This is a genomic window from Vibrio minamisatsumaniensis, from assembly GCF_050337445.1.
Taxonomy (GTDB): Bacteria; Pseudomonadota; Gammaproteobacteria; order Enterobacterales; family Vibrionaceae; genus Vibrio; species Vibrio artabrorum.
In genome coordinates, this window is record NZ_JAKJSY010000028.1 from 1 (window position 1) to 15841 (window position 15841).

Genomic DNA, 15841 nt, shown 5'->3' on the forward strand with positions numbered 1-15841 from the left:
ATTCAATTCATTATTCTCAACTGAAAATAAATAATTACTCTTAGCGATAAAAGTAATTCAAATATATAAGAGAGAGACGATCATGAGTAAGTTCTATGTTGGTTCTGAAATAGGTCAATTACGCCGCGTTCTAGTTCACCGCCCGAGACGTGCACTGACTCACCTAACACCCTCTAACTGTCACGATTTGCTATTTGATGACGTACTGGCTGTTGAGCGTGCAGGTCAAGAGCATGACGTATTTACTCAAACGTTACGTGATCAAGGTGTCGAAGTTCTTCTTCTTACTGACCTGCTCGCTGATACACTAGCAGTGCCAGAAGCGAAAGATTGGCTATTAAACTGCCAGGTATCTGATTACCGTTTGGGTAAAACCTTCGCCAATGATGTGCGCTGCTACCTAGGCGATCTGCCAAATTTGGAATTAGCCAAAATTCTAACCGGTGGCCTGTCTTACGCTGAAATGCCAATGACGTCTTCTTCGATGATGCAAGGCATGCACGCACCAACAGACTTCATTATCGAACCTCTACCAAATCACCTATTTACACGCGACACCTCTTGCTGGGTATACGGTGGTGTCTCTATCAACCCGATGGCGAAACCTGCTCGTCAACGTGAAACAAACCATGTTCGCGCAATTTACCGCTGGCACCCAACATTCGCCGGCCAAGACTTCATCAAATACTTTGGCGATGACGAAAACATCCACTACGACAACTCAACCATCGAAGGCGGTGACGTATTGGTTATCGGTCGCGGCACAGTACTTATCGGTATGTCTGAACGTACCACCGCACAAGGTGTTGAGCACTTAGCATCAGGCCTATTCAAACATGGCCAGGCGAAGCAGATCATTGCGATGGAGCTTCCGAAACACCGTTCTTGCATGCACCTAGATACCGTAATGACGCACATGAACGAAGACACCTTCTCTGTCTACCCAGAAGTGGTACGTAAAGATGTGAAGTGCTGGAGCCTAACTGGCGATGAGTCGGGCGCAGTTAACGTCAAAGAAGAAGGCTACTTCGTAACGGCTATCGAGAAAGCACTTGGCGTAGACAAGCTAAACCTTATCACAACCGGTGGTGACAACTTCCACGCAGAACGTGAGCAGTGGAATGACGCGAACAATGTTCTTACAGTGAAACCAGGCGTAGTTATCGGCTACGAAGGCAACACTTACACCAACGAGAAATACGACAAAGCAGGCATCACCGTTCTTCCTATTCCAGGAGATGAACTGGGCCGCGGTCGCGGTGGCGCACGCTGCATGAGCTGCCCAATTGAGCGTGATGGTATCTAATCACTAAGACGAAACGGTCAAGTTGAACGATCTTAAATCGTTTCAACTTGACCAAAATGAGAGAACACAATTATGACTAAGCAAACAGTTGTTGTTGCACTCGGCGGTAATGCCCTACTTCGTCGCGGTGAACCGTTAGAAGCTGATGTTCAACGCCGTAATATTGAAACCGCTGTTAAAACCATCTCTGAAATCGCGAAAGTGTACAACGTGGTTCTAGTACACGGTAATGGCCCGCAGGTTGGCCTACTTGCTCTGCAAGGTTTGGAATACAAAAAAGTAAACCCGTATCCGCTAGATGTCTTGGGCAGTGAAACACAAGGCATGATCGGCTATATGCTGATGCAAGAGTTCAAGAATTACCTGCCTGACCGCAACATCTCGTGCATGTTGACGCAAATGACCGTTGATCCAAACGATCCTGCATTCGCTGATCCAACCAAGCCGATTGGCCCGATCTACGAAGAAGCGGAAGCGCGTGAATTAGCTGAGAAATTCCACTGGATCGTAAAACCCGACGGCCAACACTTCCGTCGCGTGGTACCAAGCCCACGTCCTACTGGCATTGTTGAGCACGAAGCGATCACCCAACTTATCGATGCGGGCCATCTCGTGATTTGTACTGGCGGTGGTGGCATCCCAGTGAAGAAAGAAAACGGCAAATTAGTCGGTGTCGAAGCGGTTATCGATAAAGACATGTCTGCGGCTTTCTTGGCAAAACAACTGGATGCGGATGCGCTGCTTATCTTGACTGATGCGGACGCGGTTTACCTTGATTGGGGCAAACCAACTCAACACGCACTGCGTAGCACCACACCAAGTGAACTGGCGCAATTCGAATTTGATGCCGGCTCCATGGGGCCAAAAATTGAAGCATCGTGCGAATTCATTCAGCAAGGCGGCAAGGTGGTCGGTATCGGCGCACTCGAAGATGGTTTGCAAATCCTGCAAGGCCTAGCGGGTACCAATATCACTAAAGATTAATGTGCTAACAAGTTTCTATAACCTTGTAAAAAAATAGAACCAATCGAACTAAATAAATTTAACTTAAAAATTGAATCGCGCTTTCTTGACTTTTCTTTCCCTGTAACAAGAAAGCGCCTAAATCTAAGAAGGAATACATCATGGCTTTTAACCTACGCAATCGTAACTTCCTAAAATTACTAGATTTCACTCCACGCGAAATTCAACACTTGTTGGATCTTTCAATGGAACTCAAAAAAGCGAAGTACAACGGTTACGAACAGCCAACACTGACTGGCAAGAACATTGCGCTTATCTTTGAGAAAACATCAACTCGTACTCGCTGCGCATTTGAAGTAGCGGCATTCGACCAAGGCGCTCGCGTTTCTTACTTAGGCCCATCAGGCTCTCAAATTGGCCACAAAGAATCAATGAAAGACACTGCTCGCGTTCTTGGCCGTATGTACGATGGCATTGAATACCGTGGCTTCGGTCAAGAAATCGTTGAAGAGCTAGGCGCTTACGCTGGTGTGCCAGTATGGAATGGCCTGACTGATGAATTCCACCCAACACAAATCCTGGCTGACTTCCTCACTATGACGGAATACGGCCGTGGTAAACAGTTGCATGAAATCAGCTTTGCTTACCTAGGTGATGCTCGCAACAACATGGGTAACTCTCTGATGGTAGGCGCGGCGAAAATGGGCATGGACATTCGCCTTGTTGCTCCAAAACAATTCTGGCCACAAGAAGAGCTATTGGCTCAATGTCGTGAAATCGCAGAACACACGGGCGGCAAAATCACGCTAACAGAAGATGTTCAAGAAGGCGTGCAGGGTTGTGACTTCCTATACACCGACGTTTGGGTATCGATGGGCGAAGCAAAAGAAGCGTGGGCTGAGCGTATCAACCTAATGATGCCTTACCAAGTCAACATGGATATGATCAAGGCAACAGGCAACCCGCATGTGAAATTCATGCACTGCCTACCGGCGTTCCACGGCGAAGATACTACGGTTGGTAAACAGCTTGCTGCTGAATATCCGCAACTAAAAGATGGCGTTGAAGTGACCGATGAAGTGGTTGAATCTGAATACTCAATCGTCTTCGATGAAGCAGAAAACCGCATGCACACTATCAAAGCAGTCATGGTAGCGACATTAGTTAGTTAAGAAATGAAGCACGCACTTGTTCACAAGACATTGACAAGTGAAGTGCCTTAGCAGGGAAATGCGGGTGGCGTTCTTGGGATTTTGACCTTGGATAAAACCCGCATTTTTTTTCACACACCCGAAGATGTTACGACCCGATAAACCCAGAGATTTTTAGTCCTAACAAAGACTTAAACAGCCTCAACAAATAGACGCTATCTCGCATAAAAATCTATTAAATGAATACTTTACAGAAAGTATTGCATGGTATTTTTATCTCAGTATAATCCTCCGCAATTTGTCTTAAGAGAGCAAAAAATGAACCGCAATTCTGTCGCACATAATTGTCAAACGACACGTCAAAGAGTGGCGTTGGTATCATTTTTATTTTGCTCTATTGATCGTTTCGAAGCCTCCTATTTTTAGGGGGCTTTTTTTTGTCCGCAATTTGACTGTATGCATAAAAAAGGAAGACCCGTTATGGCGCATTCGTTATTTAACAAGCACATCATCTCCATTCCAGAGCTCTCTCGCGATGAACTGGAGCTTATCGTCGATACTGCAGCAAGACTCAAAGCCGAGCCAAATCCAGAGCTGTTGAAAAATAAGGTGGTGGCAAGCTGCTTCTTTGAGCCTTCAACTCGAACTCGCCTTTCATTTGAAACCGCTGTTCAACGCCTAGGCGGTACCGTCATCGGTTTTGATAATGGCGGTAACACGTCATTGGCGAAAAAAGGCGAAACCCTGGCCGATTCGGTGCAGGTTATCTCTTCTTACGTCGATGCCTTTGTGATGCGTCACCCACAAGAAGGCGCTGCACGCTTAGCCTCTGAATTTTCTAACGGTGTTCCGGTTGTCAATGGCGGCGATGGTGCAAACCAGCACCCGACTCAAACCTTGTTGGATCTGTTCTCGATTTACGAAACGCAAGGCACACTCGACAACCTCAATGTGGCATTCGTTGGTGACCTAAAATATGGCCGCACCGTGCACTCGTTGACACAAGCACTGTCAAAATTCAACAACGTACGTTTTTTCTTTATCGCACCAGAAGTGTTAGCCATGCCGGATTACATCTGTGAAGAACTGGAAGAGATGGGCATCCAATACAGCATGCACAGCAGCATTGAAGATGTGGTGCCAGAGCTGGATGTTCTGTACATGACACGCGTACAGAAAGAGCGCTTTGATGCGTCAGAATACGCTCATATGAAATCCGCTTACATTCTAACGGCTGATACGCTGAAAGACGCTCGCCAAAACATGAAGGTGCTGCATCCACTACCACGTGTCGATGAAATCACAACCGACGTCGATAAAACACCACACGCTTACTATTTCGAACAAGCTGAAAACGGTGTGTATGCACGTGAAGCTTTACTAGCCCTAGTTCTTAACGACACTTTATAAGCAGGAGAAACAGTCATGGTTAAACAAACTCAGCTACAAGTAGAAGCCATTCGTAACGGCAGTGTCATTGACCACATCCCTGCTCACCTTGGGATCAAGATCCTCAAACTGTTTAAATTACACAAAACCGAGCAACGCATCACGATAGGGCTAAATTTGCCTTCATCCGCACTGGGCCATAAAGATCTGATCAAGATTGAGAATATCTTTCTGACTAAGGAACAAGCCAATCAATTGGCTCTGTATGCTCCGCAAGCGACCGTGAATCAAATTGAAGAGTACAAAGTCGTCAATAAGCTAACCCTGGTGCTGCCAGATCAAATCAACAGTGTGTTCGCTTGCCCAAATAGCAACTGTATTTCACACGGTGAGCCTGTCGAAAGTCACTTTAAAGTGCAGCTAAAACAGGAAAATGTGCAGCTAAAATGCCATTACTGTGAAAAAGTATTCTCTCGCGAGATCATGAGTGAAATTCGCTAACCCTTAGCACTATTATCACGCACACCACAGCCCCCTAATATCAATGGATATTTATGCCAAGCTCCTCGGAATAAATATCCATTCCACCGAAGAGTAAAAATCCAACTTAAACCGAATCAAATAGAATTTTATTTGGTGATCGCCCTCAAAAAGATAACTATCCTTTAGTGGTAGACTGCATATGCAGGAGATAACACATCATACATACCTTCTGCCATTTACTTTGGAATTCATCTTTAGAATCGCACTCTATGGCTTTAAGAGTGTGCTTAACACTATGGATGAGCAATATCCACACCGTAACTTTAAGGGGTTGTTCATGAACCAAATCACTGAGCACGGTTGTTTGTATTCAGCGGAAGATAAAACACTGACGGCTGCGTGTAAGCGCTTACTGCAACAACAAAGCTTCTCGACCCAAAATCAACTTCGAGAGAAGCTCGTCGACATTGGCTATAATGGTATAAGCCAATCGACCGTCTCGCGCATTTTGTCACAGTTAGGTGTCGTAAAAATTCAAAACGCCTGTGGGAAAAAGGTGTACTGTATCACCGTGGAAAGCGCACCGGTCCGTGTTGATGCGTCAATCTCATCGCAAATCGAACTGATTACTCACAATCAAGCCATGGTGATCGTAAAGACAAATCCAGGTTGCGCGCAACTGGTGGCAAGGTTAGTTGATATCGATCCGCATACCGAAATAATCGGAACGGTTGGTGGTAACGATACGGTATTAATTATTCCGAAAGACACGAGTAATATTGAAGCTTGCGAACAAGTCGTAAGGGCACGCTTGGGCGTTGCCTAAACGTTGTATTGACAAGGACTAATGGCGCATGTCGGACTCCAAGTCCTGTCTCGAATCCCCAAGAAAATAACCCCGTCACCTTAGAGGGTTGTTCGTCGATGAAACTAATCGCAAACTATTACGGTCTGATGAGTTAAGATATCTCTAACCCCACTTTTATGACTGATAGTATGCGACGACTTGCCACATTACTTTTTGTTTGTGTTTCCCTATTCACTCAACCAGTCTTGGCTGCTTTTGGGAACAATAACGCCCAGCCAAGCTTTGGCGCCAATAACAATGGCTTTGTCCCTGTCGACCAAGCTTTTCCTTTCAATTACTACCAAAAAGATGGCAAGGTCCTTCTCGACTGGCAAGTAAAGGAGGGCTACTACCTCTACCAACACAGCCTCTCTTTTAGTGGCAAAAACCTCGCGATCGGCCCTGTTGAAATGGAAGATGGCCAACCACACCAAGATGAATTCTTTGGTGAGGTGAACATCTACACTCAACCATTATTCGTACAAGTTCCATTACAGAATTACCAAGATGGCTCTCAGCTGATCGTTCAATATCAAGGTTGTGCAGATGCGGGGTTCTGTTATCCACCAGAAACCCGCATCATTGATATTCAGCCATTTACAGCAACGGGTTCTCCTAGTTCGCAAGGTAGTGACTCACAAGCTTCATTTTCTGCTAGCCACGAGACCGATGTTTCTACGCAACCAACGTCTCCAAAAGCAGACGTTGTAAGTAACACGACTCAACCGCCAAGCGCCCCTGTTTCAAAGGAAGTAAGCTTAGCCGATAAGCTCGGTGACAGTTGGTGGACCCCTCTCTTATTCTTAGCGCTCGGTGTTGGTTTAGCCTTTACGCCGTGTGTACTGCCTATGTATCCGATTCTGACGGGTATCGTTTTAGGTGGTGGCAAGCTCAGCCAAGGTCGTGCGCTGATGCTGTCCTTTATTTATGTGCAAGGCATGGCGTTAACCTACACCTTATTAGGTTTAGTCGTTGCTTCAGCAGGCATGCAGTTTCAAGCTGCCATGCAGCACCCATATGTGTTAATCACACTGAGTGTTCTGTTCGTGGCGTTAGCCATGTCGATGTTTGGCGTTTATAACCTGCAACTGCCGAGCAGCATCCAAACTTGGCTTAACAATCAAAGCAACAAGCAGCAAGGTGGTAATACCTTGGGCGTATTCGCAATGGGCGCGATCTCTGGCTTAGTCTGCTCGCCTTGCACCACGGCACCATTGTCAGGCGCGCTGCTGTATGTGGCTCAAAGTGGCGACCTATTGACTGGAGCGATTGCTCTGTATGCCTTAGCGATAGGTATGGGTATCCCGCTGATCTTGGTTGCCGTCTTTGGGAATAAGCTACTGCCGAAAGCGGGAAGCTGGATGGAGAAAGTGAAGGTCGTATTTGGTTTTGTCTTGCTTGCGGCACCGATCTTCTTACTAGAACGCATCATTCCTGAATTATGGGCGACGGTGCTTTGGTCTGGCCTTGGCTTCATCGCATTTGGTTGGCTTTACCACACTAAAAATGCACTGCCCTTCGGTGGCTGGAAACAGAGTTTCGTTGGTATCATCGCGATGCTCGGCCTATTCGCATCAGCTCAACCGGCATTGAATTACTGGTTCGCAGAAAAGAACATCGTGGCACAGCAACAGGTACAGTTTTCTCGTATTCACACCGTTGAAGAATTAGAGATGCAACTAAGCGAAGCAAGAAAACTGGGGAAACCGGTGATGCTCGATTTCTACGCGGATTGGTGTGTGGCGTGTAAAGAGTTTGAGAAGTACACCTTCCATCAAGCGGATGTTGAGAACAAGCTTTCTGACTTTGTACTACTTCAGGCCGATGTCACCAAGAATACACCTCAAGACATTCAGCTACTGAAGCAGCTACAGGTACTCGGTTTGCCAACGATAGAGTTTTGGGATAGCGAAGGCACCCCTATTCCCAGCGCTCGAGTGACGGGGTTTATGCCTGCTGATGAGTTCTTAAAACACCTGCAACACCACCAGCTATAACGTCGTAATTCGTCCGAATATAAGCATTGACGAAAGCCACACCGCTGCTCAGTAACGAGATAGCTGTGTGGCTTTTTTGCGATTAAGAGTAACCGCGTCTTATTCTGAGGATAAAACTCGATATGGTTCAGACTTTTAATGGATAAATATTGTCCACCCACTCAATCAAGATGATAATAAATATCAACTAAATTGTTAAAAGTATGAATGTCATGGACTCGACCTATACCATCATTATTGCTGATGACCACCCACTCTTTCGCAACGCCCTGTTTCAGTCAGTTCATATGGCGATCAGTGGCGCGAACCTGCTTGAGGCTGATTCTCTTGATGGCCTATTGGCGCTATTAAAAAAAGAAGATGAACCAGACCTACTGCTTCTTGATCTGAAAATGCCGGGCGCAAATGGGATGTCAGGCTTGATTCAACTGCGTGCTGAATACCCAGAGTTACCGATTGTGGTGATTTCTGCCAGCGAAGATTCCAGCGTTGTCAGCCAAGTTAAAAGTCATGGTGCTTTTGGCTTCATTCCTAAATCAAGCGATATGTGTGAGTTAGTGAACGCACTCAATCAAGTGCTGAATGGCGACCCGTTCTTCCCTGAAGGGCTGATCACCAATAATGCAGCGTGTAGCGACCTTGCGGAAAAGATTTCCACATTGACGCCTCAGCAGTACAAGGTATTAGGGATGCTTTCTGACGGTTTGCTGAATAAGCAAATCGCGTATGAATTGAATGTTTCAGAGGCAACGATCAAAGCGCATATGACGGCCATCTTCCGTAAACTGAATGTCAAAAACCGAACTCAAGCGGTTATCTTGCTGCAACAGATGGAAACCCAAGGTTAGCCACTCAAGATAAAAGCAATTAAAATTCATGAAAAGTAGCGAAATACCAATAAAGTGGCGCCATTAACGTTAAATTAGCATGAACCTCTCACACAAAAATGACTTAAAGAGAATAATAAACACTATAATGGATTCGGTGGCTATCTAGACACCTTTTGTCCCTCTGTCACTAACTCTGGGAGATTTTCCTTGCTTACTAGCCTTATTGTTACTCAATTTGTTGTTTTATGGGCCGTTATCGACCCAATCGGTTCTGTTCCCGTCTACTTATCTCAAACTCAACGCCTCACTCCAAAACAAAGACGCATTGTTGCACTCAAAGCTGTCGCTATCGCAACAGGGGTTCTCTTGTTTTTCTTGATTGCTGGTCAACTGTTACTAGAAGCAATGCAAATCCCACTTCCAGCCTTTCAGGCGGCGGGGGGATTGGTCCTGTTATTGTTCGCATTGACGATGATTTTTGGTGAAAGCAAACCAGAGCAAGAACAAAAAATATCAGAAGAAATCTGTCATTCTGAGTTGGCGGATTTAGCCGTCTACCCTTTAGCGATACCATCGATTGCATCTCCAGGGGCGATGATGGCCATTGTGATGCTTACCGACAACAACCGCTACTCTCTGATCGACCAGAGCATCACGGCCGGTGTCATGGTCGCTGTTTTAGTCATTACCCTATTGCTTTTATTTGGTGCCACTAAGATCCAGAAAGTGATTGGTAATGTAGGCGCTGCGATCATAAGTCGAGTGATGGGGCTGATCCTTGCTGCCGTCGCGGTCAATAACCTCCTAATGGGCATTAAAAACTTTTATCTTTAGTCCTTCATCCTAGCAATTGGAAGCGCCCAAGACGGTCATGCGCCTTTAGAGCTTCCAATTGCTCCAGTGCATCAAGCCGTCAATAGTACCAATTTAGACTCTTTTCTATTCGCCTCACTGCAAATCCATCCGAAACTTAGACTTTTGGCTAATTTAACAAGATTGCAACATCACACTTTTGTGCAGTTCTGTCTCCTATGTCCCATATTTCAGTCAATGAGTGCTAATACACTCCCTACTAAAGTTGCACAGATCCCTTGACTTATTCTTGCTACATTCTAAATCGTAACATTACGTTAACACGGTAATATTCGACAGAAACGATTTCTACGAAAACGGAATAAAGGAGAAGGCAATGGCGTTCGAATCGACAGAACATGCTCAAGCCTACTGGAAGGAAAACTTGGGAATTATGGGAACACTGCTCGCGGTTTGGTTTGCAGTGTCTTACGGCGCTGGCATCTTATTTGTGGATGCCCTCAATGCCGTTCAATTTGGCGGGTTCAAGCTCGGCTTTTGGTTCGCTCAACAAGGTTCGATATACACCTTCGTGGCGCTGATATTTATATACGTTGTTCGCATGAATGCGCTCGACAAAAAATACAACGTACAGGAAGACTAGAGGCTAGAACATGGATATTCAAACTTGGACGTTTATTCTCGTCGGTATTACTTTCGCGGTATATATCGGCATCGCAATCTGGGCTCGTGCAGGGTCAACCAGTGAGTTCTACGTTGCTGGCGGCGGCGTACACCCAGTAGCAAACGGCATGGCGACCGCCGCTGACTGGATGTCAGCAGCATCATTCATTTCAATGGCAGGTATCATCTCATTCGTAGGTTACGACGGTGCGGTTTACCTAATGGGTTGGACCGGTGGTTATGTACTGCTTGCGCTATGTTTGGCCCCTTACTTACGTAAGTTCGGTCAGTTTACGGTTCCTGATTTTATCGGTGAGCGTTACTACTCGAAAACAGCACGCATGGTCGCGGTCTTCTGTGCGATCTTTATATCGTTCACATACGTGGCCGGCCAGATGCGTGGTGTGGGTGTTGTATTCTCCCGCTTCCTAGAAGTCGATATTAATCTGGGCATCATCATTGGTATGGGTATTGTGTTCTTCTACGCTGTACTGGGTGGTATGAAAGGCATCACTTACACGCAGGTAGCGCAATTCTGTGTCCTCATTTTCGCCTTTCTGGTTCCTGCAATCTTTACCTCAATCATGATGACAGGTAACCCGCTTCCACAAGTTGGTATGGGTTCAACGCTGTCAGGCACGGATGTTTACTTACTTGATAAACTGGATGAACTCACCGAAGAACTCGGATTTACCGCCTATACCGAAGGTAACAAGAGTATGGTAGATGTCTTCTTCATCTGTGCCGCTCTCATGGTCGGTACTGCGGGTCTTCCACACGTAATCATTCGTTTCTTCACGGTACCAAAAGTACGTGATGCTCGTATCTCTGCGGGTTGGGCTCTACTGTTCATCTCCTTGCTATACACCACCGCACCCGGCGTTGCAGCATTCGCTCGTGTCAACATGATCGAAACAATCAACGGCCCTGACATGCAAGGTGTCACAGCAGCAGATGCACCAAGCTGGTATAAAAACTGGGAAAGCACTGGCCTAGTCGGTTGGGAAGATAAGAACGGCGATGGCAAAATGTTCTACTCGGGCGATGAACGCAATGAGATGAAGATTAACCGTGACATCATCGTACTGGCATCTCCAGAGCTAGCGAAACTACCAAACTGGGTGGTCGCACTACTGGCTGCAGGTGGCCTAGCAGCTGCACTATCAACAGCCGCAGGTCTACTATTGGTCATCTCAACATCTATCTCTCATGACTTGTTGAAGAAAGGCTTCAGACCCAACATGACCGACAAGCAGGAGCTGTTAGCCGCTCGTCTAGCAGCCATCATCGCGATTGTCGGTGCCGGTTACTTAGGTATTAACCCACCAGGCTTTGTAGCACAGGTTGTCGCGTTTGCCTTCGGCTTAGCCGCCGCATCCTTCTTCCCTGCGATTATCCTAGGTATCTTCTACAAGAAGATGAACAAGGAAGGCGCAATTGCAGGTATGCTGTCAGGTATAGCCTTCACAGCAAGCTACATCATCTACTTCAAGTTCATAAACCCAGCCGCAAGCACACCTGAAAACTGGTGGTTTGGTATCAGTCCAGAAGGCATCGGTACGCTAGGTATGTGTCTAAACTTCGTCGTATCGATTGTGGTAAACAAAGTAACCGCTGAAGTACCACAAGATGTACAAGATATGGTTGAGAATATCCGTTACCCGAAAGGTGCAGGTGAAGCTCACGACCACTAAGCACGACCACTAAACAAAGATGTTTAGCAAATAATGAATCAGTACTGACATTATAGGGATTAGGTACTGACTCCAGAAAGCCGATGCATGATTCATGTGTCGGCTTTTTTATGAGGATCTTTTCATGCCCCCGCAACCGTCGAACACGCCTTATTTAAAGGCTAGCCGAGATCTTATCGATCCCACATGATCTTTATCTACATCACTCGATTTAAGACTGCCCTTAGTTTGAGTGGCTTCACAGGCTTAGCGATAAAGCTAAAGCCATTGGCCTTTATCACGGCCAACATCTCATCGGTTCTATCCGCGCTAATAATAACGCCTTCGAAAGCACCGCCAAGACGTAAACGACACTGTTGTAAAACTTCCAGCCCGGTTCTACCATTATCCAAACGATAATCCGAGAAAATGACATCTGGCTGCCACCCCTCATCTAAACACTTCAAACTTTCAACCAGATCAACCGCCGTCTTAACCTCACAGCCCCAACGACCAATCAAGTTTTCCATGCCGACTAAAATCTCTCGCTCATTGTCGACGCACAATATCTTCAGGTGTTCGATGTCACTGGTCGCCATTGGCATCGAAGCTTGCACAACCGGAGCCACTTTTTCCGCTCGAGCTAAGGTAATGGAAAAGACACTGCCTTGACCGGGCCATGAACGCATCGATATTTGATGACCCAGTACATGGGCGATACCTTTAGAGATGGCTAACCCTAAACCTAGACCTTGATCAGCACGTACTTGACTGCCTCGCGTAAACTCTTCAAAGATCTCTTGCTGTTTATCTTCATCGATGCCGGTTCCGTTATCCCACACATCAATTCGTACCTGTCCGTCGACGCGTCTCGCACCAAGTACCACTTTTCCTTCAGGGTTATAGCGGAAAGCATTGGTCAAAAAGTTCTGAATCACACGCCTTAACAACTTAGGATCTGAATGAATAAACAGTGATGATGGGATCATCTTGAATTGAATCTTTTGTTGTGTAGCAAGAGCGCTGAATTCCGCATTCAAATGAGTGAGAACATCGTGCACCGCAATCGCGTGAACATTGGTTTCTAATTTGCCGGATTCCAATCGAGAAATATCCAACAAGTCACCAATCAGATCTTCAGCGGCACCCAGCGCGCTTTCAATATGAGACGAAAGTTGTTTTACCTCTTGTTCTTTAGCCACCTCTGAAAGCGACGAAGCAAACAGACGAGCAGCATTCAGAGGTTGCATCAAATCGTGACTCACCGCGGCAAGAAAGCGACTCTTCGATTGTGATTCTTGATCCGATATTTGTGTCGCCTTCACCAAACGGTGATTCAACTTTTCCAACTCCTGAGTTCGCTCGTGCACTCTTGATTCTAAGCTCTCGTTGGCCTCTTTTAGTGCTTGCTCTGCTTGTCGGAATACCGTGATGTCGGTAAAGCTCATCACGAAGCCACCACTGGGCATTGGATTACCTTGCACTTCTATGACTCGGCCATCTGGGCGAATGCGGGAAGAGGTATGTCGAGTGCCTTGTTCAAGGTGAGAAATGCGGCGGCGAACATGATCTTCCGGGTCACCCGGGCCACACAAACCTTGCTCCGCATTGTGACGGATAACATCTGAGATGGGGCGGCCAACTTGAATCAAACCGACCGGGAATTCAAACAATTCTAAATAACGTTGGTTCCATGCAACCAAACGCATCCGTTTATCGACCACCGCAATACCTTGACTAATGTGTTCGATCGCACCTTGCAGTAAGCCACGGCTGAAGTCATACAATTCTGAAGCTTCATCAACGATGGTCGCCACTTCTTCAAGTTGCATATTTCTGCCCTGCAAAGCAGAAGTAAGTACTAACTTAGCAGACGAAGCACCAAACACCCCTGCAAGTACACGTTCGGCATGTCGAATCAAACTCGCAGGGGCTTGTTGATTAGGGAGTAGCGGCTGACCATGCTGTTGCCAATAACTGTTTAAGGCACTTTTGGCTCGCTTGCGCCCCACAAAACGCGATGCCAGCATCTCCAGTTCAGCAACAGTGACACGGCTCTGATAGAGGCTCATGTTTTCATTCTCAGGCCATGGTGTACCAACGAATGCTGCTGATTGTAAGCGCTCACTTAAGCTTGGTCTGGTTGTCATCGAAACCACGGCATAACACAAAGTATTGAGCACAATACTCAATACCATGCCCCAATTTGAGCGGCTGATATCCCAACGACTGAATAACTCTGGCGGCGTAATAATCCACAACAATAGGTTAGTTTCACTATCACCCGCCAACATACTGGTTTGGCTCATCAAGGTAATCAACCAAATCAACGAGCCAACCATTAAGCCGACATACACGCCTTTTCGATTGCCCGGGCGCCAATACAAACCTCCGAGTAATGCAGGGGCAAATTGTGCAATGGCCGCGAAAGAAAGGAAGCCGATAGCAGATAAGGAATGAATCGTATCCAATACCTGATAAAAACCCCAGGCACCAAGCAAAAGCAGCAAGATTAACCCACGGCGAATCACCAATAACAAACCCGAAAAATGCTTATGTGTTCTTTGAGTCAGACGCACGCGACGCAACAGTAGTGGCATCACTAAGTCGTTCGACACCATGATGGCTAATGCAATCGTTGAAACAATCACCATACCACTCGCCGCGGATGTACCGCCAAGGAAGGCCAACAAAGCAATATGATTCGCCCCTTCAGCCATTGGCACACTGATAACATAACTGTCTGCTGGCAGGTGAGAGATCAACCCCTGACCAGCCCAAGCGATGGGTAACACAAACAACCCCATCAAGATTAGGTAAATAGGAAACACCCAACGTGCCGTGTGTAAATCTTGTGGGCGTTCGTTCTCAACCACCATGGTATGAAACTGACGTGGTAAACAAACAATCGCCAACATGGTTAACATCGTATGGATGATTAAGGTGGGGATATTGGGCGATTGATAAGTGGAGGTCGCCACATCAAGCAGGTCGATTTTATCGCTGCTCATCGCCAGATACAGGATAAACAAACCGACAATCAAGAATGCTACGAGCTTAACGATGGATTCAAATGCCACCGCCATCATCATGCCACGATGGTGCTCCGTGTTGTCAATGTGTCTTGTACCAAACAGCATCGTAAAAATAGCCAAGGCGCCGACCACAAACCAAGAGACATGAACATCCTGATAACCGAAATCAGCCGCCAGGTTAGGCGCGACGATATCTAACCCCATGGTAATACCACGCAGTTGCAGAGCGATATAAGGAAGAATACCGACCACGGCGATAACCGTCACCGCGACCGCTAAGCCCTGAGACTTTCCGTAACGAGCCGCGATAAAGTCGGCAATTGAAGTGATGTGTTCACGCTTAGCGATCAGAATCAGCCGAGCCAAGATCCGCCACCCCAGTGTAAAGACCAGAATCGGGGCGAGATAAATAGGTAAAAAGGACCAAGGGTTATTGCTCGCCTGCCCGACCGTGCCATAGAAGGTCCAAGAGGTACAATACACCGCAATCGAAAGACTATAGATCCACGGTCGCCAACGTGATAGCCAACGAACTTGTCTGTCTCCATACCAAGCGATCAGAAATAACACGCCCAAGTAGGCTAAAGAGACGGGAATGACTATCCATCCTTGCATTGAAAATCCTTTTTTCATCCATAAAAAAACCTCTCCATAAGGGAGAGGTTTCATTTAACTAAGGATGGGTGATTAA

Annotated in this window: 12 protein-coding genes; 11 read left to right on the forward strand and 1 reads right to left on the reverse strand. The window is 46.5% G+C overall.

The window, feature by feature from the left end:
* Positions 1-82: 82 nt before the first annotated feature.
* The 11 genes from arcA (at position 83) to L4B77_RS08035 (ending at position 12136) form a co-directional block, all read left to right on the forward strand.
* Positions 83-1306 (forward strand): arginine deiminase, encoded by a 1224-nt coding sequence (arcA, locus tag L4B77_RS07985; RefSeq protein WP_261838302.1) that lies wholly within the window; start codon positions 83-85, stop codon positions 1304-1306.
* A gap of 72 nt (positions 1307-1378) precedes the next feature.
* Positions 1379-2290, forward strand: a complete 912-nt coding sequence (gene arcC / locus L4B77_RS07990) for a carbamate kinase (RefSeq protein ID WP_261838303.1) — start codon at positions 1379-1381, stop codon at positions 2288-2290.
* Positions 2291-2430: 140 nt separating this feature from the next.
* Positions 2431-3441, forward strand: coding sequence for an ornithine carbamoyltransferase (locus L4B77_RS07995; protein ID WP_429749643.1), 1011 nt, complete (start codon positions 2431-2433; stop codon positions 3439-3441).
* A gap of 459 nt (positions 3442-3900) precedes the next feature.
* Complete coding sequence (gene pyrB / locus L4B77_RS08000) at positions 3901-4830, forward strand: aspartate carbamoyltransferase (RefSeq protein WP_261838304.1); 930 nt, start codon at positions 3901-3903, stop codon at positions 4828-4830.
* A gap of 15 nt (positions 4831-4845) precedes the next feature.
* Positions 4846-5310, forward strand: a complete 465-nt coding sequence (pyrI, locus tag L4B77_RS08005) for an aspartate carbamoyltransferase regulatory subunit (RefSeq protein WP_261838305.1) — start codon at positions 4846-4848, stop codon at positions 5308-5310.
* Between the two features lie 319 nt (positions 5311-5629).
* Positions 5630-6118 (forward strand): arginine repressor, encoded by a 489-nt coding sequence (locus tag L4B77_RS08010; RefSeq protein ID WP_261838306.1) that lies wholly within the window; start codon positions 5630-5632, stop codon positions 6116-6118.
* A gap of 170 nt (positions 6119-6288) precedes the next feature.
* The gene (locus L4B77_RS08015; RefSeq protein ID WP_429749646.1) at positions 6289-8136 is read left to right on the forward strand and encodes a protein-disulfide reductase DsbD; all 1848 of its coding nucleotides are present in this window, start codon (positions 6289-6291) and stop codon (positions 8134-8136) included.
* A 212-nt stretch (positions 8137-8348) separates the two neighbouring features.
* Positions 8349-8984, forward strand: coding sequence for a response regulator (locus L4B77_RS08020; RefSeq protein ID WP_261838308.1), 636 nt, complete (start codon positions 8349-8351; stop codon positions 8982-8984).
* Positions 8985-9173: 189 nt separating this feature from the next.
* Positions 9174-9800: a MarC family protein gene (locus L4B77_RS08025; protein WP_261838309.1), complete on the forward strand. Its 627-nt coding sequence runs from the start codon at positions 9174-9176 to the stop codon at positions 9798-9800.
* A gap of 355 nt (positions 9801-10155) precedes the next feature.
* Complete coding sequence (locus L4B77_RS08030; RefSeq protein ID WP_261838310.1) at positions 10156-10422, forward strand: DUF4212 domain-containing protein; 267 nt, start codon at positions 10156-10158, stop codon at positions 10420-10422.
* Between the two features lie 10 nt (positions 10423-10432).
* Complete coding sequence (locus L4B77_RS08035) at positions 10433-12136, forward strand: sodium:solute symporter family protein (RefSeq protein ID WP_429749649.1); 1704 nt, start codon at positions 10433-10435, stop codon at positions 12134-12136.
* Between the two features lie 197 nt (positions 12137-12333).
* On the opposite strand, the gene L4B77_RS08040 is transcribed toward L4B77_RS08035, so the two are convergent.
* The gene (locus L4B77_RS08040; protein ID WP_429749651.1) at positions 12334-15765 is read right to left on the reverse strand and encodes a hybrid sensor histidine kinase/response regulator; all 3432 of its coding nucleotides are present in this window, start codon (positions 15763-15765) and stop codon (positions 12334-12336) included.
* Positions 15766-15841: the final 76 nt, after the last annotated feature.